Raw genomic sequence first — 22,123 nt, 5'->3', positions numbered from 1 at the left:
TTAGTCCAGCGGCAGCTTGATGTTTTCCAGGCGTACCTTCACATAAGTGCCTGGCGCTGCGCCGAGGCCCATATCCTTGGGCTGTTTCGCATTGACCTTCCGGCCAGATTTCGGCCGCAGCCATTCCCACCATGTTGGCCACCAGGAGCCTTTGTGCTCCTCAGCGCCTTCCATCCATTCTCCGCCGGTTTCCGGTAACTCGCCATCATTGGTCCAGTGGCAGTATTTCTGCGCGTCGGGATGGTTCACCACGCCGGCAATATGGCCGGATGCCGCCAGGATGAAATTGGTCTTGCCGCCAAATACCTTTGCCGTGCGATAGACGCTCTCCATCGGGCAGATGTGATCATCGCGGCTGGCCTGCACCATGACCGGTATTTTCACATTCTTGAGGTTGACCTTCTCGCCCAGCACCTTGAACTTGCCGCGGGCCAGCTTGTTCTTGGCATAGCAGTCTTTCAGGTATTTCTTGTGCACCTTACCGGGAATGTTGGTCTGGTCAGAGTTCCAGTAGAGCAGATCAAACGGGCGGGGCTCCTTGCCCAGCATGTACTGGTCAATGACATAGCGCCAGACCAGATCATTTGGGCGCAGCCAGTTGAAGGTCTCATACATCATCGTACCAGGCATCACGCCGCCATGTTCATCGATGATGGAGCCAAGATAGGCGCGTCCACTCTCGTCGGTGAAGACTTTCAGATCACCCGCCAGCGCAAAGTCTGACTGTGAGGCGAAGAAGGTGGTCGACTTGATGCGGTCATCGCCGTTCGCCGCCATATGGCCGAGCGCGGAAGAGAGCAGGGTGCCGCCGATACAATAGCCGACAGTGTTGAGAGACTTCTGACCGGTTGCCTGAAGCGTTGCTTCAACGGCAGCATAGATGCCGTTCTTGATGTAATCGTCCCAGCTGTAATCCTTCGTCACCTTGTCGGCTGAGCGCCAGGAGACGACAAACACGGAAAGCCCGCGATCCAGCAGCCAGCGGATCATGGAGTTCTCCTCGCGAAGGTCGAGGATGTAGAATTTGTTGATCCAGGGCGGGAAGATCAGCAATGGGCGGGCATAGGTCTGCTCGCCGGGCGGGGTGTAGTGGATCAGCTCGATCAGGTCATTGCGGAAGACGACTTGGCCCGGCGCGGTCGCGACGTTCTCGCCCAGTTGGAACTGGCTCTCATCGGTCTGGGTAATGTAGAGTTTGCCGCCGCCTTTTTTCACGTCTGCGCGTGCAAGGCGAATGCCCTCCAGCACGCTGGCTCCGCCACTCTGAATGAACTCGCGCATGGCCTGGGGGTTGCTGCCCAGGAAATTCGTAGGGGACAGGCTGTCGGCGATCTGCTGGCTGAAGAATTTGGTGCGGAAATGCAGATTGTCTGGCATTTCGTCCTGAACATGATCTGCCAGGCCCATCAGCCATTTGGCATTCACTTCATAGGCCTTGCGCATGAAGCGGAAGCCAAGATTGTTCTGCCATTCCGGATCAGAGAAGCGACGGTCGCGATTCTTGGCATGTTCGCCAGAGATGCCCTCGACGGCCATCTCCTGCCAAAGCTGCATCCAGCCCTGCATAAGCTCCATATTGGCATTCATGATGGCGCTTGGCTTCTGGCTGAAAGCCAGGCCAAGGGCCCTGAAAGCCTCACCGACCCCCATCGGGTCACCACTGGTGACGGTGCCCAATGGACCATTTCCTGTCAGGACATCTAGAAAAAGTGCCTGGGACTCTGTATTGGCCAGAGCCAGTGTGGTCAGCAGGGACTGCATCTCCAGTGGATTCTGGTGTGAAAGAAGCTCAGCCAGTGATGGTTGAGTACCTTTGTTGTCCTTGCGGTCCGCCATTCGTCCCAATGTCGCCTTGTTTAATTGCCTCTAAGTATCGTACCGAATGATTGTGATTTAATGAGTTTAACCATGAAAAACACGGTGATTCCCCTTATTGGTGTGTCATGTTTGCTTTTGGCTGGGTGCACAGGCTCGGTTGGCAAGGTGCGCACAGCCATAAACCAGGCGCCTGATTGGTACGATCAGCGGCGCGTGGAGATTCGTGGCGAGGGGTATCCCCACATCATTAATGTGCCCGAGATCGAGAAGGGCGAAGAGCCCGGCCAAACTCTTGAGGCGTCGAAGGCGCGCAGCGATGTGCTGCGAGCGGACTTTGAAACGAACGCACGAGCGGTTCCGCCCGCAGACGTCGCTGCCGAGATTGCCTCCCTTCGGGAAACAGTCCAGCGCGGGTTTGCGGGCTTTCAGGCTGATGCTGACTTCCTGACGGAAGAAGAGATTGAAGCCATCCGATCCGCTTTTGATGTTCCACGAGTTACGAAGGGCCTGAAGGCCGCAAGCAAATGAATACAGATTTCCACAAGATCCGCCGACTTCCGCCTTATGTCTTTGAGCAGGTAAACCGCCAAAAGGCTGCTTTGCGGGCGCAAGGCGCAGACATTATCGACCTTGGCATGGGCAATCCTGACATGCCGACACCGAGCCATATCGTCGACAAGCTGTGCGAGACAGCGCGTCGCCCTGACGTAAACGGCTATTCCGCTTCACGCGGCATCAAGGGTCTGCGCCGCGCCGTGACAGACTATTACAAGCGCCGCTTTGACGTGACGCTGGACAAGGACCGCGAGGTCATTGTCACGCTCGGCTCCAAGGAAGGCTTCGCCAATCTGGCGCAAGCGATTTCGGCTCCCGGCGATGTGATCCTGTCGCCTGACCCATCCTATCCGTTGCACTCATTCGGCTTCATCATTGCTGGAGCATCCATTCGCGGGGTGCCGGCTCATACGCCGGAGCAATACCTCTCCAATCTTGGCAAGGCTGTGCGCTATTGCGTGCCGCCGCCGACAGCCATGGTGCTGTGCTTCCCGTCCAACCCGACGGCCGAAGTCTGCGATCTGGACTTCTACAAGGAAGCCGTGAAGTTCGCCCGCAAGCATGATCTGATCGTGCTGTCGGACCTTGCCTATAACGAGATCTATTTCGAGGAGCCGACGCCCTCGATCCTCCAGGTGGATGGCGCGAAAGACATCGCGGTGGAGTTCACCACCATGTCCAAGACCTATTCCATGGCTGGCTGGCGGATCGGTTTCGTGGCGGGCAATGAAAAGCTTGTTGGCGCATTGGCTCGGGTGAAATCCTATCTGGACTATGGCGCCTATACGCCGATCCAGGTGGCTGCGACGGCTGCCCTTGATGGCCCTCAGGATTGTGTGGACGAAACGCGTCAGATCTATCGCACCCGCCGCGATGTGCTGGTCGAGAGCTTTACCCGCGCGGGCTGGGCTGTCCCAAGCCCTAAAGCGTCCATGTTTGCCTGGGCCCCGATCCCGGAGCCCCTGCGCGAGATGGGCAGCCTGGAGTTCTCTCTCCAGCTGATCAACGAGGCTCATGTCGCAGTTGCGCCAGGTGCCGGTTTTGGTGAGCAGGGAGACGGTCATGTCCGGATCGCGCTGGTCGAAAATGAACAGCGTATTCGTCAGGCCGCACGGAACATTCGCAAGTTCCTTCAGGCTCGTGGTGTGCAGGACATTTCTCCGGCTGCGGCGGAATAACGCCCACCCTCGACGCCTGCCATCAAACCCGCTATGCGCTGCCCTGACTGAACACTAAGCAGAAGGGGCACCAAGTGGCGCCATTACGGATAGGTATCGCAGGGCTCGGCCATGTCGGCTGTGGTCTCATTGAACTGGTTGAACGGCAGGATCGCCTGCGGATTCCGGGTCAGATTGAGATTACAGGCGTCAGCGCCCGCAGCCAGTCGCGTAACCGTCCGGTCGATACCAGCAAGTATCGCTGGTTCGATGACGCCGCCACCTTGGCCGAAGATCCGGATGTGGATGTCTTTGTTGAGCTTATTGGCGGGTCTGATGGCCCGGCCAAGTTCGCCGTTGAAGAGGCGTTGAAGGCAGGCAAGCCGGTGATCACGGCCAACAAGGCCCTGATCGCCAAGCATGGCATGGCGCTCGCCAAGCTGGCTGAAGAAAAGCAGGTCGATCTGCTCTTCGAGGCAGCTGTGGCGGGCGGCATACCGGTTGTGCGCGTTCTGCGCGACAGCCTGGCAGGTGTCGAGATCAAACGCGTCTCTGGCATCCTGAACGGCACGTGCAACTTCCTCACGACCACCATGCTGGAAACCGGCCGGTCCTATGATGATGTGCTGGCCGAAGCGCAAAAGCTTGGCTACGCCGAAGCCGATCCGACGCTGGATGTCTCCGGCATGGATGCCGCCCACAAGGCCGCGATCCTGTCAGCCATCGCCTTTTCCGCAGACCTCGACTTCTCCAAGGTGAAGGTCTCCGGGGTCGATACGATCGAGTTGGAGGATCTTCGTCTGGCAGATCGACTGGGCCTGCGGATCAAGCTCATTGCCGAGGGTGTGCTGACCGATGACGGTGTTGTGTGCCGTGTTGAGCCAATGGCGCTGCCTGTCTCGCATCCGCTGGCGCGCATTGACGGCTCGCTGAACACGGTTCGCATCGAAGGCGATCCGGTTGGCGCAGTAACGCTGACGGGGCCTGGTGCGGGCGCTGGTCCGACCGCGAGCGCCGTGATGGGCGATGTCGCAAAAATGTTCCGCCCCGCCATCCGTCCGGCCTTTGGCCGCGCAGAGCACCATATGGCACGACCCTTTACCGAAGGGCGCGGGGACGAAGTTTCTGCCTTCTTCCTGAGCATGAGGCTGGCCGACAAGCCAGGTGCATTGGCAGCCCTGTCGGAATCGTTGGCCGCAGAGGGGGTCTCTGTCGACAAGATCCTTCAGGACTCCGCAGATGAGAGCGGAGCGAGCCCGGTCGCCATCGTTACGCACAGATGTGCGCGGTCAAACATGCAGGCGGCCTTGGCCCGACTGCAAAAATTTGCAATTCCTGTCGACCCGCCGCGCCTAATTCGCATAGAAGCGGCAAGCTAATTGCTTTAGCCACAGGCATAGCCAAATGATTTTTTGCGTTCGGAGACAATAATATCCATGAAAAATAATGTTCTGACGCCCAGCCTCGCGGACTCGATGGTTCGCGTGACCGAAATTGCTGCCATTGCTGCAGCTAGCCTGGTGGGACGGGGCGATGAGAAGAAAGCGGATGCGGCAGCAGTTGATGCCATGCGCAGCGCTTTCAACGAAGTTGAGTTCCAGGGCCGTGTGGTCATTGGCGAAGGCGAACGTGACGAAGCGCCCATGCTGTACATTGGCGAGGAAGTCGGCACGGGCAAAGGTCCTGAGATCGACATTGCCCTTGATCCGCTGGAAGGTACCACGCTGACGGCCAAAGCGATGGCAAATGCCCTCGCCGTGCTGGCAATCGCTCCGCGCGGTGGCCTGCTGCATGCGCCAGATACCTATATGGACAAGATCGCGGTTGGCCCTGGCTATCCCGAAGGCATCATCAGCCTGGATGCAACACCAGCTGAAAACATTACAGCGCTGGCCAAGCACAAGGGTGTGGATGTCAGCGAGATGACGGCCTGCGTGCTGGATCGCCCCCGCCATGAAGGCATCATTGAGAGCCTGCGCTCCGTCGGCGCGCGTATCGCGCTGATCACCGATGGAGATGTGGCTGGCGTGATTGCCACGACCAACCCGCATACCGGCATTGATCTCTATGTCGGCCAGGGCGGCGCACCGGAAGGTGTTCTGGCCGCTGCTGCGCTCAAATGTGTTGGCGGCCAGATGTTCGGCCGTCTTGTCTTCCGCAATGAAGACGAGAAGAAGCGCGCCGAGCGCGTTGGCATCACGGATTTCGGCCGCACCTACGCCCTGAATGAACTGGCCTCTGGTGAAACCGTGTTCTGCGCAACAGGGGTCACCGATGGCTCCATGCTGACCGGTGTGAAGGCCAAGGGCGGCCGCGTGCACACTCATACGCTGGTGATGACGTCTGCTGACGGCATGGTGCGCTATGTGCGCTCTGACCGCCGCGCCTGATCCATCTGATTACAGTTAGACGCCATATGCGTTAGAGTCTCCGGGAAGCGATTCCCGGAGACTGCATGGCTGATCCTGCCCTAAAGCACGACAATACACTGTTTGACGTTCAGCGGTCCGCTACGGGCCGGTTCTGGACGCTGGCAGATGTCGACGAGGCACTCGTGCGGCGTCTGGCTCCCAGCGTCGGCGGATCGGACTTGCTCGCGCGTCTGCTGGCCGGGCGTGACGTGAGCCCCGAAGAGGCGGCAGGCTATCTCTCGCCCACATTGCGCGACACCTTTCCTGACCCTTCCAGCTTCGCTGACATGGACAAGGCCGCAGAGATCGTCATGGACGCGATCCTGGAAAAGAAGCGTGTTACCGTCTTTGCAGACTATGATGTAGATGGTGGTACCAGCTCCGCCACGCTGGCCCGATATTTCCGGGCTTGGGGGCAAGAACTCGGTCTTTACGTGCCGGACCGGCTGGAAGAGGGCTATGGCCCCTCGCCGGAGGCCTTCCGCCATCTGAAGGAAAGTGGGGCGGAACTCGTCATCACTGTGGATTGCGGTGCAGCTGCAACGGCGGCGCTGGAAGAGGCAGAACGAATAGGGCTGCCTGTGGTCGTGATTGACCACCATTTGATGGCAGGCCACCATCCGCCTGCGGCAGCGCTGGTCAATCCGAACCGCCCGGATGATACGTCTGGCTGCGGGCATCTCGCTGCTGCAGGAGTCGTGTTCGTCTTTGTTGCTGCCCTGAACCGTCTGGCCAGAGAACGCGGGATTGCGCCGCCAGAGGGCCTGCCGGATATCATGGCTTTCCTGGACCTCGCCGCACTGGGAACGTTGTGTGACATGTCTCCACTGCGTGGGGTGAACCGGGCCTTCGTGAAACAGGGCCTCACCATCCTGTCGCGTGGCCAGAATGAGGGACTGCGCGCTCTGGCAGAGGTCTCCGGCATCAGCAAGGTGGACAGCGTTTATCACGCGACCTTCATGCTGGGGCCGCGCCTGAATGCCGGCGGGCGTGTCGGTGACCCCTGGATTGCCGCAAAACTTCTGGCCACGGATGATCGGGCTGAGGCAATTGCTCTCGCAGAGCGCCTGCATGGCCTGAATGATGAGCGCAAGGCCGTCGAGGCCGCCATTCTGGATCAGGCCACTGCGCAAGCCGAGCAGGCGCTGGCGCGAAATCCTGAGCGTGGCATCATTATCGCAGGTGGCGAAGGCTGGCACCCAGGTGTGATCGGCATTGTTGCCGGACGCCTCAAGGAACGCTTTCACCTCCCCAGTATCGTGATTGGCTGGGGGCAGGGGCTTGGCCCGGTCGCCAAGGGGTCTGGCCGATCTGTGACCGGAGTAAATATTGGAGACGCTATTTCCGCTGCTGCGCGGGAAGGCGTCATCCTTTCTGGTGGTGGTCATGCCATGGCGGGCGGCCTCAGCCTTGAGCCAGAGCAGATCCCGGCCTTTGACGCATGGATGGTCAGCCACATGGCGCAATTCACGGCGGAGCGTGCCGCGGCGCTGGAGCTGCCTGTGGACGCCATACTGGCGCCTGGCGCTGCCTCACCGGCACTTGTGGATCAGATTGCGGGAATCGGCCCCTTCGGCGTGGGATCGCCTGAGCCTGTCTTTGCCATACGATCGGTGCATGTCACGGGCGTGCGCCAAGTGGGCGCCAACCATTTGAAATTCGTCGCAGAGGATTCCACCGGACGCCTCGACTGCATCGCCTGGCGCAGTGCTGACCAGCCCCTGGGAGAGGTTATTCGCCCAAATTCAAGGCTCCACCTTGTCGGTCGCCTCAAGGCGGATGAGTGGAATGGCCGGCGCCGGGTGCAGCTGGATGTCAGTGATGCGGCGGCAGACTGAACAAAGTGCAGAAAGATGTACGAATAGCGCTTTACGAGCCGGAACTGAGCCGCTATATCGCCGGTCTTCGAGCCGGTGCGGTCCCTTCGTCTATCGGTTAGGACGCCAGGTTTTCAACCTGGAAAGAGGGGTTCGATTCCCCTAGGGACTGCCATCTTCTTCCCATATTGCCGCACTATGGCTGAGCACGGCTATGGAAATTTCACGATAGATGTGAAGATCGCGTGACAAGCGCGTTAACACATTCTAGGTTTCGTGATTGGGGAATATGGGTTGATGACAAGAATTGCCGCCAAACCAGAATCTGACGCGTCACCGGAAGACGATGCTGTGCGTGTGATTGGCCGCGTCAAATGGTTCGACACGGTGAAAGGCTATGGATTCATAGTCGCTGAGTCGACATCGGACGCAAGCTTGTCCGGCGATGTGATGCTCCACGTTTCCTGCCTGCGCAATTATGGCGAATCCTATGCTGATGAAGGCGCGCGGATCGTATGCGATGCGGTGCAGGGCGAGCGCGGATGGCAAACGGCCAACATCATCGAGATGGAACGCCCTCGCGCGGTTGTGGCCAAGGAGAAGGGCATTGTCCGCGAATATGTGGATGTCACCCTGAAATGGTTCAACCGAACACGCGGCTATGGCTTCGTCCAGAAGGATGGCGTTGAGGAAGACATTTTCGTTCACGCTGTTGTGCTGCGCAAAGCGGGCTATGAAGAGATTGAACCTGGCACGCGCCTTGAGGTCACGCTCGAGAATGGCGCCAAGGGCGAGCATGTGAGCTACATTAAGCCTCGGTGAGGTACAGCCAAGATCGCTTGCGGCAGGGCAGGTGCCCGGCTAAACCATACCACATGATACGTTTTCTTACCTCTGCGATTGCATCGCTGTTTCTGCTTCTGCCTGCGGCGTATGCCCAGCTTGAAACAGGTCCGCTGAAGATTGTGTCTGGTGACACCATTCATGAATTCACCGTTGAGTTGGCGAATGATCCTGAAGAGGTTCAGATGGGCCTGATGAACCGTGAAGAGATGGCGCCGGATGCCGGCATGATCTTCGATTTCGGTGCCCCGCGTGAAGCCAATATGTGGATGAAGAACACGCTGATCCCGCTGGATATGCTGTTCCTGGATACCGATGGCACCGTGCTGGCGATTGCCCGCAATGCCGTGCCGGGCTCTCTGCGCCGCATCAATCCGGGCGTACCGGTGAAAGGCGTGCTGGAGCTGAATGGCGGCCGCGCCGCAGAACTTGGCATTGAGCCAGGCGATGTGGTCGAGCACGAGATATTCGGAAATCTGGGTGAGTGACCCCAGCGCGTCCATGACACCTCCACCGCCGGGATTTGCACCAACGCCATCCCGCGGAAAATTCACCCTGCACAATGGCCCCACATTCCGGGCAAGTGCCCCCGGGGATCTGCGCACAGGTCTCTGGGTGTTGGACCGTCACTGCAATGGCATGGGCTTTCTGCATGGAGGCATGATTTGCTCCTTCGCCGACAGCGCCCTGGCCTGGGCCGTCTGGAGTGAAACGGGCAAGATGTCGGTCACGATCAAGCTCAATATGGAATTCATGGACATTGTGAAAGAGGGCTGCTGGCTTGAAGCCCACCCTCATGTTACCCTCATCGACGGCGATCTTGTCCATGTCAGTGCGCGCCTGATGAAAGACGATGGGGGCATAGCCGCGCGCGCTGATGCGATATTCCGAACCCTGCGCCGCAAGGCGTAACAGAGACCTGTAGCTGCGTCAGACCATCGCGCGGCAGGACGTCCGGTGTAACGCTTTCCATAAGTATATTGTTAAGATTGCATATAACCATCCGGAGCCAGCCTCATGGAATTTGATGCACTTCTCTTATCGCGGCTACAATTTGCGTTTGTCGTCGCTTTTCACATTCTCTTTCCCGCTTTCACAATTGGCCTCGCTGCCTTCCTGGCAGTTTGCGAGGGCCTATGGCTGAAGACGGGCAAGGAGGTTTTTAAGCGCCTGTACCTGCACTGGGTAAAGATTTTCGCGCTCGCGTTTGCCATGGGCGTCGTCTCCGGTGTTGTGATGAGCTACCAGTTCGGTACCAACTGGAGCGTGTTCTCCGAGATCACCGGCAGCGTCATGGGGCCCATGCTGGCCTATGAGGTGCTGACAGCGTTCTTCCTGGAGGCGACATTCCTGGGCGTCATGCTGTTCGGTTGGCAGAAGGTGGGGCGCAAACTGCACTTTGTCGCAACTTGCGCCGTAGCTATCGGCACGACCATCTCGGCCTTCTGGATTCTGGCCGCGAACAGCTGGATGCAAACACCTGCGGGTTTTGCGATTGATCCAGAGACAGGCAATTTCTACGCAACCAGCTTTGTGGAAGCGATCTTCAACCCCAGCCTTCCGAGCCGCTTGGCGCACATGCTGCTGGCGGCATATACAACAACTGCTGCAGTCGTCATGGCCGCCGGGGGCTATCAGGTTCTGAAGGGCCGCATCACGGAGCCGACCAAATGGCAGATGCGTATGGCTGGCGGCACGCTGGCCATTCTCATGCCACTGCAAATTCTTGCCGGCCATTGGTCCGGCGAAGTCGCGCATGAACATCAGCCTGCAAAGATCGCGACCGTTGAAGGCTGGTGTGAAACAAAGGACTTGCAAGGGACGATCCTCATCGCCTGGCCTGATGATTCCGAATGCGGCCATACAGGCATCACCATTCCGAACACCAGCCCGCTCCTGTTCCCGAGTGTCCCCAAAGGTGAAGAGCTGAAAGGCATGGACAGCTTTGCGGAAGAGGATCGCCCGCCGATGTGGCTGATCTTCTATTCCTTCCGCATCATGGTTGGCGCTGGCCTTGGCATGCTAGCCATTGGCCTGTGGGCCTGTTTCCTGTGGTGGCGCGGAAAGCTGGACAAGCCTGGCCTGTTCCACATGGCGGCTGTTCCAGCCGGGGCACTTGGTTTCCTGGCTGTCGTAACCGGCTGGATCACGGCAGAGGTCGGGCGCCAGCCATATACAGTCTACGGACACTTGCGCACGGTGGACAGTCTGTCTCCGGTCACGGCCGGGCAGGTGGCAACATCCCTTATCGTGTTCATGGTTGTCTACGCCATCATCTTTACTGCGGGCGTCGTCTATATGGCACGCATCGCGACACGTGGCTTTGATGACAAGCCTACAGACCCGGCGAAACGCGAGCGCCGTGCGCCTGGTTCGCCCCTTGGCTCTGTCGATGACAAGGCCGAAGAAGGCGACGACATCGTGGCTACGGAATAGGAGGTTCCCATGGACATTGATCTACCCCTCATCTGGGCTCTCATCCTCGCTGTTGGTGTCATGATGTATGTGCTGCTCGACGGTTTCGACCTCGGCGTCGGCATGTTCACCGCCATCGCCAAGGATGAAGAAGAACGCAACATGATGACCGCCACGGTCGAACCGGTATGGGACGGCAATGAAACGTGGCTGATCATTGGCGGCGGCGGCCTGTTCGCGGCCTTCCCGACGGCCTACGCCATCATCATGCCAGCTTTTTACCTGCCGGTACTGATCATGCTGGCTGCGTTGATCTTTCGCGGCGTGGCATTTGAATTCCGTCACAAGGCGGTGCGAAAGCCGACGCGTCTGTTCTGGAACGGCGCATTTTATGGTGGCTCGTTCACGGCGGCTCTGTCTCAAGGCATTATGCTGGGCGGCATGGTGCAGGGAGTCCGGGTTGAAGGCGGCGCCTTTGCGGGCGGCACATTTGACTGGCTCACCCCTTTCACGCTGCTGACCGGTATTTCCGTCGTCATTGGCTACGTGCTGCTGGGCGCCTGCTGGCTCGTCCTCAAGACAGAGAATGAATTACACGCCAAAGCCCGTAAATGGGCACGGATGACGCTCGTAGGCGTGGCCATATGTTTTCTGGCGGTCAGCTTTGCGACCCTGTCACTTGATCCGTCCATTGGGGAGCGTTGGGGCTTCAGCATGAGCCATATAGACCCTGCACGTTTCCTGCCTCTGGCGCCTGTGCCGCTCGTCGGTATGGTTCTATGCGTCTGGATGTGGCGGGATCTTTCCATGAAACCGGGCGCTCTCGGATCTGCGCCTGACTGGCGGCCTTATCTGCTGGCTGTAGGCATCTTCCTCAGCGGCTATATCGGTCTTGGCGTCAGCCTGTTTCCCTACATTGTGCCGTATGAGATCTCTGTCTGGGAAGCTGCTGCGGCAGACAATGCGCTGATGCTGATGTTTGTTGGTGCCATTATCATGCTGCCGATCATCCTGACGTACACGGCCTATGTGTACAGCCTGTTCTGGGGCAAGGTGAAGCCGGGAGACGGATACCATGCGTCTTGAACCGGTTCAGCCGGGAGAGGACAAGGAGGAGCCACTTGCCAAGCGGCTCCTCTGGTTCTTCGGTATAGCCTTCGTGTCCATGCTCGTCGTGGCGGCTGTCGCCTACACGCTGCGCGGTTTCCTGCTCATGGGCTAATGCCGAGCTGCTCCAGAGCATAGGCCTTGATGGATTTGTAGTCCGCTTTGCCATTTGGCGCGCGGCCAAGATCCGTCTTGAACAGGATGGACTTCGGCGCCTTGTAGCGCGCAATGCGGCTCTGCACGAAGCTGCGTAACTCGTCTTCGCTGACATCGCTGTCCGTTGAGACAACGGCCGTCACCGCGCTGCCCCATTTGTCGTCAGGCACACCCACAACCAGCGCGTCTTTCACAGCGGCATGTTCCTTAAGGGCCTCTTCCACCTCTTCCGGGTATACCTTTTCGCCTGCTGTGTTGATGCAATTGGACCCGCGCCCGAGCAGCGTAATCGTGCCGTCTTCCTCAACCGTGCACCAGTCGCCCGGAATGGCGTACCGCATCCCATTGATCGTCCTGAAGGTCTTGGCGGACTTCGCTTCATCCTTGTAATAGCCGAGCGGTACAGCGCCGCCCCGTGCGATGTAGCCAGGCTCTCCGCTGCCTGGGACAACTTCCCGGTCATCCTCTGTGAAGACTTTGCATTTCGGTCCGATCTCGAACTTTGAGGTCTTTGTGCCGCCTTCCAGAGTGGTGGTGGATGAGCCAAAGCCCACGGCTTCTGATGCGCCGAAGCTGTCCATCATGGCGGCTTGCGGCATGTGACGCAACAGGCCCTGTTTCACTTCGGCGCTCCACATCACGCCGGAGGAAACAATGCTCTGTACAGAGCTGACATCCCAGCGGCCGGGATTCTCATCCAGGGCCTTCAGCATTGGTTTGCCGAACGCGTCGCCGACTATGGCCATGCTGGTTACGCCGTGTGCGGAAACTGTGTCCCACAGGTTTTCAGGGTCAAAGCCGGTATTTTGCTCCAGTGTGATGATTGCGCCGCCGCCAAGAATGGCGCCCATGGCTGTGAACAGGCCGGTGCCGTGCATCAGCGGACACGCCGGCACTTGCCGCGCGGTCTTGCCCATCAGTTGTACGGCCGGCAGGAATTCTTCCATGGTCGACGGGTAGGGGAGGCCAGCTTGTTCTGCGCCTTCCTTGGCAGCCTGTCGCCAGATACGTTGTGACCACATCACGCCTTTGGGCATACCTGTTGTGCCGCCTGTATACAGGAACAGCAAATCATCGGGAGAGCGCTCGATGCCAAGCGGAGAAGGATCACCCTCAGTCGCCAGTTTGTCATAGCTGTGAGCCCAGTCGGGAACCTCTCCGCCACCAATCTGTACCCAGACTTTTACGCCCGGCAGGCGTCCGCGCACCAACTCCACCTGATCCATGAATTGAACATCGTAAAATACGACCGTCGCATCGGAATTGTCGAAGATGTAGAACAGCTCATCCGCCAGGTAGCGATAGTTGACGTTCACATGCGTCAGCCGTGCCTTGAAGCAGGCGACCAGGGCTTCGGTATATTCCGTCTGATTGCGCAGATAGAAGCCGGCCTTGTCACCTGTTTTTGCCCCAAGGTCTCGCAGGTTACGCGCCAGCCTGTTGGAGCGGGCCGTCAGCTCTGGCCAGTATATCTGCCGGTCGCCATGCGCGAGAGCCAGATCTTCCGGGCCGAGCATTTGCCCGATCGCGTCCAGCATATCGCCAAAGTTCATGTCTGAGGATGTCGTCACGTCGCTTCTCTCCCATTATATTTTGGGTAGAGAGTAAGCGGTTTCCGTGGCGGTAGAGAAGCTGAAATCGCGATACATCCGGAGATGTTGGTTCAGGCTCTCTTGTCTCCGGCCACAAAAAAAGAGGCAGCACCGAAGTGCTGCCTCTCTGAGACTTTGCGTCTGGGGGAGGGCTTAGAAGCCCATGCCACCCATACCGCCCATGCCACCCATGTCCGGCATACCGCCGCCGCCAGCGGACTCTTTCTTCGGTGCTTCGGAGATAGAGGCCTCGGTGGTGATCAGCAGACCGGCAACGGAAGCAGCGTTCTGCAGGGCAGAGCGCACAACTTTGACCGGGTCGATGACACCCATGCCGACCAGGTCACCATATTCTTCGGTCTGAGCGTTGAAGCCATGCGAACGGCTCTTGGTTTGCAGGATCGTGTTGACGACCACAGACCCTTCAACGCCAGCGTTCTCGGCAATTTGACGAACCGGAGCTTCGAGTGCCTTGCGGACGATATCGATACCGGCTTTTTCGTCGTCGTTTTCGCCAACAACGTCGATGTTCTTGGAAGCGCGGAGCAGGGCCGTACCACCACCCGGGACGATGCCTTCTTCGACAGCGGCGCGGGTTGCGTTCAGGGCGTCGTCGACGCGGTCCTTACGCTCTTTCACTTCGACTTCGGTTGCACCGCCGACTTTGATGACAGCAACACCGCCAGCCAGTTTGGCCAGACGCTCTTGCAGTTTCTCTTTGTCGTAGTCGGAAGTCGTGTCTTCGATCTGTCTGCGGATCTGGCTGACACGGGCTTCGATGTCTTTTTTCTTGCCAGCGCCGTCCACGATGGTCGTGTCGTCTTTGGTGATGTTGACGCGTTTGGCAGTGCCGAGCATGTCCATGGAGACGTTCTCGAGCTTGATGCCGAGGTCTTCAGAGATCACCTGGCCGCCCGTCAGGACAGCGATATCCTGCAGCATGGCCTTGCGGCGGTCGCCGAAGCCAGGCGCTTTCACAGCAGCGATTTTCAGGCCGCCGCGCAGCTTGTTCACGACCAGCGTAGCCAGGGCTTCACCATCAACGTCTTCAGCGATGATCAGCAGCGGCTTCTGGGATTGGACAACCTGCTCCAGGATCGGCAGCAGAGGCTGCAGGCTGGAGAGTTTGGACTCGTGAAGCAGGATGAGCGCGTCGTCGAGTTCAGCGATCATCTTGTCCGGGTTGGTGATGAAGTACGGGGACAGGTAGCCACGATCGAACTGCATGCCTTCCACAACGTCCAGCTCGGTTTCGAGGGACTTGGCTTCTTCAACCGTGATGACGCCTTCATTGCCGACTTTCGCCATGGCTTCAGCGATCATGGAGCCAACTTCGGTGTCGCCGTTTGCGGAGATCGTACCGACCTGGGCAATCTCGTCGTTGGACTTCACTTTCTTGGAGTGGTGAGCGAGGTCTTTGACGACTTCAGCAGATGCTTTGTCGATACCGCGCTTCAGGTCCATCGGGTTCATGCCGGCAGCAACGCGCTTCATGCCTTCGCGAACGATGGCTTGAGCGAGAACGGTTGCTGTCGTGGTGCCGTCGCCGGCCACGTCATTGGCCTTGGAGGCGACTTCGCGCAGCATTTGTGCGCCCATGTTCTCCAGCTTGTCTTCAAGCTCGATCTCTTTTGCAACGGTGACGCCGTCCTTCGTGGTGCGCGGAGCGCCGAAGGATTTTTCGATGACAACGTTACGGCCTTTCGGGCCCAGGGTGACTTTCACGGCGTTAGCAAGAATATCGACGCCTTTCAGCATCTTCTCGCGGGCGTCTGCGCCGAAAACTACGTGTTTGGCTGACATATTGGATTACCTTTTTTGAGTATTCTGTCTGATCGAAAACGATGGGGCGGAGGCTTAGCTCTCCAGAACACCCATGATGTCGCTCTCTTTCATGATGAGCACTTCTTCGCCATCGACGGTCACTTCCGTGCCGGACCATTTGCCGAAGAGTACGCGGTCACCAACTTTGACGTCGAGCGCGACGCGCTCATTATCGTCACCGATGGCACCAGCGCCGACAGCAACGATTTCACCTTCCTGCGGCTTTTCCTTTGCGGAGTCAGGAATGATGATCCCGCCCTTGGTTTTCTCTTCTTCCTTGACGCGGCGCACGACGACACGGTCGTGCAGGGGACGAAGTTTCATTGGTTTTGCCCTCTTGTCCTAATTGACGAGTTCTCTTGAATGTCTAGTCGCCAGCGCATCAGTCAGGGGTTTAGCACTCGCCTGTACTGACTGCTAACGGTGATGCGGAGTTAAGGTCGCGACCTGTCACCGTCAACCGGCAAATTGCGAAATTTCTTCGAGTTAATCCGGAATGGACACACCGTTTTTCTGAAGCTGGCGATTAATCATGCCGGTGGCATAGGCTGGCCAGCTTCTGACCGTGGCGGGCACGGAAAAGCCTATGCGACAGCTATCATTCCTGCAGGATGTTGTACATGCGCCTCAGCGTTACGTTTCCAAAAGGTGAACGACGGTTGCGGAAAGTTTTATATCGGATTGACGATAAAATATCCTTCTTGTGAGAAAAGGACGCTCCAGGATGGGAGAGTGCAGGTGTCGGATCGAACCAAAGATGTAATCGAGTCTCTGACGTTTTTCGCATTTGTAGCGATTACAGCGCTTTGCTTGTCATTCACCTTTTCAATTATTGTCTATTCTCTTGGCCTGCCAGCAGACCCTGAGAACTTTATTGTCGCCAACTTGTTCATCGCGACCTGTGTCGCTGTGCCGACAGGTGCCATTGCCGCCCAGCACGAGTTTCGGATGCGTATCTATCAGCGCACTCTGGAGGACATTGCCTCAACCGATCCGCTGACGGGCTTGCTGAACCGGAAGTTCTTCCGCCAGTTCGCCGTCGAGGAACTGGCCCGCATGAAGCGCACCGAGGTGACCTCCGCCATCGCATTGTTCGATCTGGACTACTTCAAGGCCGTGAACGACCGCTACGGTCATGGCGGCGGCGATGTTGTACTGCGCGAGATTGCGGCTGTGGCCTATTCCGAGCTGCGAGGCCCGTTCGACCGTCTTGGCCGCTGGGGCGGTGAGGAATTCGTCATCATGCTCAGCAATGTCGAGCTGGAGCAGGCCCAAAGCGTTTGCGAGCGCGTTCGGGCATCCATCGAGCGGCACATGATCTTCCTGGATGGCCAGCCGGTTAACGTGACGGCCAGCTTCGGTCTGGCACTTCTTCCGCCGGGCGCTGACTTCGACAAGGTTCTTGAACAAGCGGACCACGCTCTGTACGATTCCAAGGCGAAGGGACGTAATTGCGTGTCCGTTTTGGGAAGACCTCAACGGGTTGCGGCCTGATGCGTCTGCCCTGACGGGCAGAGCATGGGGGATCATTCAAACATGTCAGCACTACCGGAAAAGGATTCCGGCGCCACCATGAGTGTGCCTGAACTGGCTGCAATTGCTGCCAGCAGACCAGAATTCGAACACGCCCCGCGTATCTGGTCCGACGTTCTCGTGCCCGAGCTTGGCCGCCGTGAAGCAGACCGTAAAGCCTGCATCGGCCGCGCCATTCGCAACAGCATTATCGCCGCTGCCAGCGTGCTGGTCATATTCATTGTGCTTAGCGTGACAGGCGTCATCCAGGGGCTGATGTTTAATTTCCCTCTCATGTTTTTTACGATGATGGTGGCTGTTGCCCTGTTTGCCGGCGTGGCGTGGGGCCGCGTGTTCAATATGAAGTCCCAGACCAAGCAATTGGTTCTGTCTGCGGCGTGCACACCATTGGGCTTCAGATATGACACGCTTCATCCAGATTTGGGCGGCGTAGAAGATCTCAGGTCGCTTGGCGGCCGCTTGTCTGAATGGATGAAGTATCACAATTCGGGCGGAGGCCCGAAAGTCCAGACTCCCTTCGGGGACTTCGAGACATTTAATGGAGACGTGGCGCCGAGCCCCGCCTACGAGATCCTTAAGGCGGCCGGGTTGCTGCGGGGGCATTCCAAGCGCCGCTTTGAAGACCTGATCACGGGAGAGCGCGCCGGCGCCAAATTTGCCCTTGTCGAGGCGAAACTCGCCACCGGAGGCAAGAACAGCACAACCGTTTTCGAAGGCATCCTGGTGCACATCGAATATCCCGAACGCTTTCTCGGCCGCACCCTGATGGCCCGGTCCGGCTGGTGGAAGCGAGGCCGCAAAACCGCAGGACTGAAGAAGGTCGATCTTATCTCGAAGGAGCTTCAACGCGCCTTTACGGTTTACTCGACCGATCAGGTGGAGGCGCGGGAGTTGCTGTCGCCGGACAGGATGGAGCGTCTTATCGCCCTGGAACGCCACTTCTCAGGTGGCAAGCTGCGCGGTGTGTTCGAGGATGGCCATATGAGCCTCGCCCTGGAGGCTGGCGATCAGTTCGAAGCAGGCTCTATCTTCAAGCCGCTTGTCGATGCGAGCCGGTTCACCTCCGCGCTGACAGAGCTTGGGCTGGTATGTGATCTGATTGACGGCTTCCTGACCCGTGACTGGGTGAAGGGACGGCTCTGACGGTTCGTCCTATCGCGTATCGTATTTGTCGGCCTTGCGATCGCCCAGCAGCATCCGCTGTTCCAAACGGCGGCGCAAAGCGGCGTAGTACGCTTCCAGGAATGCGATATCCGTTTCTCCCGGCTGCGGCTGCCAGCCGATCTTTGTGCGGATACGCAGTGCGACCTGAGACTTCACTTCTTCAGTTGAGTTTCTCAGCACATCTTCCAGAACGTGAAGCTCGTGAATGCCATAGGCATCGGCTTGTGCCGGCGTGAAGGCAAACCTGCCCGGCAAGGCCTGGCTGGCCGCAGAGGACGCGATATCGCCCATCAGCTTTGCCTTGGGCGCGTGGATCACCCAGGTGCCGGCGATCAGGTCCCCGACACGCATCTTGTCCTTGTTGAAGACAGGGAAGAACAGGAAAATCCCGGACCAGACGAGCCCCAGAAGGGCGATCCAGCCCGAAACGCCCGTGCCGCCCATCATCAGGAACTGAAAGGGCAGGCCGACTTCGATTTCGCGGATGAAGTTGCGCGCGAGCACCGAATTGGCGGTCAGCCTGCCGCCATTCCGGGCGGCTACGCGTATGCCCAGTGCGCGCTTGCCCGGCGTGGCGGATTTTGGCCCGAGCTCAAAGAATATGTAATAGAAGTTCCGCACGAAAAAGAAGAACACCAGCCAGACGGCAAACGCGACATTCGCGCTGCCACTTCCCATGGCGCGCATCGCATAGCTTAGCCCGATGGAGGTGGCGATGACGATTGCCCACTGGATTGCCACATCAATCAGGAATGCCCCTGCGCGCTCGGTTGCCGTAGACAGCTTCAGATGAATGACCGCACCTTCCGGCGTCACCAATTCGCGGACCAGTTTGGACTGGCGCTGGGTTTCCAGCATGCGCGCGCGGCGGCGCTGGTCGGCTTCGATCTGAAGGCGGCTCAAATTCTGCGGGGCGTGAGGAACAGTTGCGTTCATATCTTCGTCTCGTCCCGGCGCGGCAGATAGAAATAGGACAGCCACATCAGGAGCATCCAAATGGCGATTGCATACCGGATCACATCGCTATTGATCATTTGCCGGCCGAAGCCTTCCAGAATTGCGGCCACGATCAGCATGATGACGCAGCCCATCGCAATCGTTGCCGCTTTCTGCCCGGCCTGACGCGCAGAAGCGAGCCGGGTCATGCGTCCCGGAAAGGCGACGGCCCCGCCGATCACGAAGCCGGCTGCGCCTGCGAGAATAATGGCGAACAGCTCTGTCGTGCCATGGATCATCAGCCATCCGGTGAATTCATAACCGAGGCCTTTGCTCCAGAAGACGGCATACATCGATCCCAGATGCACGCCATTATAGATCAATAGCCAGGCGGTCGGGATGCCGAAGGCAAAGCCAAGGGCGAAGGCGAACAGGGCGATCTGGGCATTGTTGTTGAACAGGAAGCTCGCAAACGAACTCAATTGACCGTCTCCGGTCGTCGTCGGGTCGTGATAAATTGTGGAGCGCAGATAATCCACCGTTGCGTCGGGATTGCGCCCTTCCCAGAAACTGTTGCCATGGAAGGTCCAGAACCAGTCCATGTCCTGCATGCACAGGAAGAAGGCCAGCGCGCCGCCCCCGAACAGGAACAGCGTTGCCAGAAGCGTCGGCCCGATGGCTGCGGAAACACAGGCCGGCCAGTCCCTGCGCAGAAAGTCCATGATCCGCTCGCCGATGGAGGCGCGGGTGCCGTACACGTAGAAATAGGCTCGTGTGCACAGGCTTTCGAGATACGCGATGACGTTCTGGTCCAGAGAAATGGACCGGGCCACCGAAAGCGATGATACAGCCTGCCGGTAGAGGCGTGGCAGGGCCATCATGTCTTCATCACTCAGGGCCTTCACGCCATTATTTTCTGCGCGCGTCAGGATCAGGTCCAGCTTCCGCCAGTCAGTCTCTCTTTCCTCACGGAAGCGATATGATTTTAGAAGGTCGCTCACAGCATGTCCCTCTGCTTGATCTGGATGTAGCGCGAGATCAGTTCCGCCCCGAACTCTTCCGGCCGTGTCTCGATCACCTGAACGCCCATACGCTGCAGGCGCCGCAGCACGATATCGCGCTCTGCCATCAGCGTGTCTGCGATCACTGCGCGGCTGACATCGTCGGTCGTGAGGGGCTGGGCGTCGACCATGCCGGTCAGGGCTTCATCCTCGAACGTGGCAAACAGAACCAGATGCCGGTCGGTCAGGCGTTTGACATTTTCCAGCATCAGCTCTGCTGAGATCGTATCGACGAAATCCGAGAAGATGATGATCAGGCTCCTCCGCTCCAGCCGGCTGGCCAGATTTGAAAGGGCGAGCGTGAAGTTTGCTTCTTCCGAGGAATAGTCGAGTTCTGCCGCCAGGCTCTGCGCCTTAGTGAAAGCGCGCTGGCCCGCCAGGAAGCCACTCATCAGGCCCGGGCGCTCATCAAAACCATACAGCATGGTCCTGTCGCCATTGCGCAGCGACACAAAGCTCAGCAAAAGGCCGGCATTGATGGCCCGGTCAATCTTTGGCACCCCGCCCAGCGGTTCGCTCATCAGGCGGCCTGTGTCGAAGGCAAACACGATATTGTGGTTGCGTTCTGTCCGGAATTCCTTGGCCAGCAGATGGCGGTGACGGGCTGAATGCTTCCAGTCAATGGCGCGCCGGTCCATCCCGGTTGTGAATTCGCGCAGGGCGTCAAACTCGCTGCCATCGCCCTTGTCTACCTGCATCTTGATGCCGAATTCCGCATCTCGCGAATACAGGCGGATCGCTTCATCCTTCACCCAGCGGATATTGGGCGTCACGGGAATGTCCGTGTTCAGCTCCAGGATATGCCGCTTCTGCACCAGGCCCAGCGGCCCCTGCCAGCGGCTCCACAGCTTTACAAGCTGCGCCATGCCGCGACGCAGGGGCGACAGCTCAAATGTATAACTCCGTTCACGGTCATTCCAGCCGCGCAAGCCCTTGGCCGGCATGTCTTCCAGGCGTTCATTCACTTCAAGCAGGATCTCTATCCGACGGGGGAGCGCCCCTGTGGTGAATTCCAGTGTCAGGTCCACAGGGTCCGTTGCGCCAACATAGAGCAAGGGCGGGGCATCCACCTTCACCTGATAGGCACGCAGGCTGGCCCCCACCATGGCATCCAGCAGGATGAGGCCGCTAATCGCGCCGATCCACCCGGCGCAGACGGTCCACAATTCCGGACGCATCAGCGCAATCAGCACCATCAGGGGCACGCCGAGCAGCATCAGGAAAATGGCGCGGGGGGTGGGAGAGATCACCGTGGCGCAGCCGTCTGTTCAATGATGGACGCAAGCGTCTCGTCGGTCGTTTTGCCTTCAATCTCCGCGCCGGGAGACAGCAGAACGCGGTGACGCAGAGCCGGCAGGGCCAGCAGTTTCACATCATCCGGAATGACAAAGTCCCGCCCGTCCAGCGCCGCGCGCGCCCTTGCAGCTGTCGCAAGCGCTGCCGCTGCACGCGGGGACGCACCGGTTTCCAGCGCTGGTGAAGTCCGTGTCGCGCGGATGATGTCCACGATATAGGCGATGATGTCATCCTGCAGACGGGCCTCCGCCACAGACGCGACAGCCTCCGCCAGTTCTTCGGCAGAGACGACAGGGTCCACACCGAAGCCTTGCGCAGTCTTCATGCCGGTGCGTGTGCCATGTTGCGCGACAATGGCCAGCTCTTCCTCACGGCTCGGATAATCCAGCGTATGTTTGAACAGGAAACGGTCGAGCTGGGCTTCGGGCAGGGGATAGG

The 22,123-nt window shown here is 58.7% G+C and carries 21 protein-coding genes and 1 tRNA gene; 14 read left to right on the top strand and 8 right to left on the bottom strand.

Going from position 1 to position 22,123, the window contains the following annotated elements; translation table 11 throughout:
- The gene (locus HY29_RS08880) at nt 1-1,836 is read right to left on the bottom strand and encodes a PHA/PHB synthase family protein (protein ID WP_034795859.1); all 1,836 of its coding nucleotides are present in this window, start codon (nt 1,834-1,836) and stop codon (nt 1-3) included.
- A gap of 72 nt (nt 1,837-1,908) precedes the next feature.
- Here HY29_RS08880 and HY29_RS08875 point away from each other — a divergent pair, with 72 nt between their 5' ends.
- The 12 genes from HY29_RS08875 (at nt 1,909) to HY29_RS19180 (ending at nt 12,238) form a co-directional block, all read left to right on the top strand.
- Nucleotides 1,909-2,346: a hypothetical protein gene (locus HY29_RS08875; RefSeq protein WP_034795856.1), complete on the top strand. Its 438-nt coding sequence runs from the start codon at nt 1,909-1,911 to the stop codon at nt 2,344-2,346.
- Nucleotides 2,343-3,551: an LL-diaminopimelate aminotransferase gene (locus HY29_RS08870; protein ID WP_034795854.1), complete on the top strand. Its 1,209-nt coding sequence runs from the start codon at nt 2,343-2,345 to the stop codon at nt 3,549-3,551. The genes HY29_RS08875 and HY29_RS08870 overlap by 4 nt, the downstream gene beginning before the upstream one ends.
- Before the next feature lie 74 nt (nt 3,552-3,625).
- Nucleotides 3,626-4,909: a homoserine dehydrogenase gene (locus tag HY29_RS08865; protein WP_034795851.1), complete on the top strand. Its 1,284-nt coding sequence runs from the start codon at nt 3,626-3,628 to the stop codon at nt 4,907-4,909.
- A gap of 57 nt (nt 4,910-4,966) precedes the next feature.
- Complete coding sequence (gene glpX, locus HY29_RS08860; protein ID WP_034795848.1) at nt 4,967-5,920, top strand: class II fructose-bisphosphatase; 954 nt, start codon at nt 4,967-4,969, stop codon at nt 5,918-5,920.
- Nucleotides 5,921-5,985: 65 nt separating this feature from the next.
- On the top strand, nt 5,986-7,779 hold the full coding sequence (recJ, locus tag HY29_RS08855) for a single-stranded-DNA-specific exonuclease RecJ (RefSeq protein WP_034795845.1): 1,794 nt from the start codon (nt 5,986-5,988) through the stop codon (nt 7,777-7,779).
- A 79-nt stretch (nt 7,780-7,858) separates the two neighbouring features.
- Nucleotides 7,859-7,933 (top strand) — tRNA-Glu (locus tag HY29_RS08850).
- 122 nt (nt 7,934-8,055) lie between these two features.
- Nucleotides 8,056-8,580, top strand: a complete 525-nt coding sequence (locus HY29_RS08845) for a cold-shock protein (protein ID WP_051601349.1) — start codon at nt 8,056-8,058, stop codon at nt 8,578-8,580.
- 53 nt (nt 8,581-8,633) lie between these two features.
- Nucleotides 8,634-9,089 (top strand): DUF192 domain-containing protein, encoded by a 456-nt coding sequence (locus HY29_RS08840; RefSeq protein WP_034795842.1) that lies wholly within the window; start codon nt 8,634-8,636, stop codon nt 9,087-9,089.
- Nucleotides 9,082-9,513: a PaaI family thioesterase gene (locus HY29_RS08835; protein WP_241765173.1), complete on the top strand. Its 432-nt coding sequence runs from the start codon at nt 9,082-9,084 to the stop codon at nt 9,511-9,513. Before HY29_RS08840 ends, HY29_RS08835 begins: the two co-directional genes overlap by 8 nt.
- A gap of 105 nt (nt 9,514-9,618) precedes the next feature.
- A complete protein-coding gene (locus tag HY29_RS08830) occupies nt 9,619-11,037 on the top strand; it encodes a cytochrome ubiquinol oxidase subunit I (protein ID WP_034795839.1) in 1,419 nt (472 codons plus the stop codon).
- A 9-nt stretch (nt 11,038-11,046) separates the two neighbouring features.
- Nucleotides 11,047-12,102 (top strand): cytochrome d ubiquinol oxidase subunit II, encoded by a 1,056-nt coding sequence (gene cydB, locus HY29_RS08825; RefSeq protein ID WP_034795837.1) that lies wholly within the window; start codon nt 11,047-11,049, stop codon nt 12,100-12,102.
- Entirely contained in the window at nt 12,092-12,238 is a 147-nt protein-coding gene (locus HY29_RS19180) for a hypothetical protein (protein WP_155838270.1), read from the top strand. Before cydB ends, HY29_RS19180 begins: the two co-directional genes overlap by 11 nt.
- Here the strand turns inward: HY29_RS19180 and HY29_RS08820 are convergent.
- From HY29_RS08820 to groES, 3 genes are all read right to left on the bottom strand, one after another.
- On the bottom strand, nt 12,228-13,832 hold the full coding sequence (locus HY29_RS08820) for an acyl-CoA synthetase (RefSeq protein WP_034795835.1): 1,605 nt from the start codon (nt 13,830-13,832) through the stop codon (nt 12,228-12,230). The two genes, HY29_RS19180 and HY29_RS08820, sit on opposite strands and share 11 nt — an antisense overlap.
- A gap of 192 nt (nt 13,833-14,024) precedes the next feature.
- Entirely contained in the window at nt 14,025-15,674 is a 1,650-nt protein-coding gene (gene groL, locus HY29_RS08815) for a chaperonin GroEL (protein ID WP_034795833.1), read from the bottom strand.
- Between the two features lie 54 nt (nt 15,675-15,728).
- Nucleotides 15,729-16,019 (bottom strand): co-chaperone GroES, encoded by a 291-nt coding sequence (groES, locus tag HY29_RS08810; protein ID WP_034795831.1) that lies wholly within the window; start codon nt 16,017-16,019, stop codon nt 15,729-15,731.
- A 414-nt stretch (nt 16,020-16,433) separates the two neighbouring features.
- On the opposite strand from groES, the gene HY29_RS08805 reads away from it, so the two are divergent.
- Together HY29_RS08805 and HY29_RS08800 are read left to right on the top strand one after the other, a co-directional pair.
- The gene (locus tag HY29_RS08805; RefSeq protein ID WP_155838269.1) at nt 16,434-17,189 is read left to right on the top strand and encodes a GGDEF domain-containing protein; all 756 of its coding nucleotides are present in this window, start codon (nt 16,434-16,436) and stop codon (nt 17,187-17,189) included.
- 42 nt (nt 17,190-17,231) lie between these two features.
- Nucleotides 17,232-18,371, top strand: a complete 1,140-nt coding sequence (locus tag HY29_RS08800) for a DUF3137 domain-containing protein (RefSeq protein ID WP_034795829.1) — start codon at nt 17,232-17,234, stop codon at nt 18,369-18,371.
- A 9-nt stretch (nt 18,372-18,380) separates the two neighbouring features.
- Here HY29_RS08800 and HY29_RS08795 read toward each other — a convergent pair whose 3' ends face one another.
- The 4 genes from HY29_RS08795 to HY29_RS19360 form a co-directional block, all read right to left on the bottom strand.
- The gene (locus HY29_RS08795) at nt 18,381-19,328 is read right to left on the bottom strand and encodes an RDD family protein (RefSeq protein ID WP_241765171.1); all 948 of its coding nucleotides are present in this window, start codon (nt 19,326-19,328) and stop codon (nt 18,381-18,383) included.
- Nucleotides 19,325-20,329 carry a stage II sporulation protein M gene (locus HY29_RS08790; protein ID WP_034795826.1) on the bottom strand — a complete coding sequence of 335 codons (1,005 nt, stop codon included), beginning with the start codon at nt 20,327-20,329 and terminating at the stop codon, nt 19,325-19,327. Before HY29_RS08790 ends, HY29_RS08795 begins: the two co-directional genes overlap by 4 nt.
- Nucleotides 20,326-21,639: a DUF58 domain-containing protein gene (locus tag HY29_RS08785; RefSeq protein ID WP_034795823.1), complete on the bottom strand. Its 1,314-nt coding sequence runs from the start codon at nt 21,637-21,639 to the stop codon at nt 20,326-20,328. Before HY29_RS08785 ends, HY29_RS08790 begins: the two co-directional genes overlap by 4 nt.
- The coding region (locus tag HY29_RS19360) for an AAA family ATPase (RefSeq protein ID WP_034795820.1) at nt 21,636-22,123 on the bottom strand (488 nt) is incomplete at its 5' end. The genes HY29_RS08785 and HY29_RS19360, both read right to left, overlap by 4 nt.

The sequence above is a fragment of the Hyphomonas beringensis genome (genome assembly GCF_000682755.1).
GTDB lineage: Bacteria > Pseudomonadota > Alphaproteobacteria > Caulobacterales > Hyphomonadaceae > Hyphomonas > Hyphomonas beringensis.
Note: the sequence above shows the minus strand (reverse complement) of the source record. Positions and strands in the feature narration are given on the sequence as shown.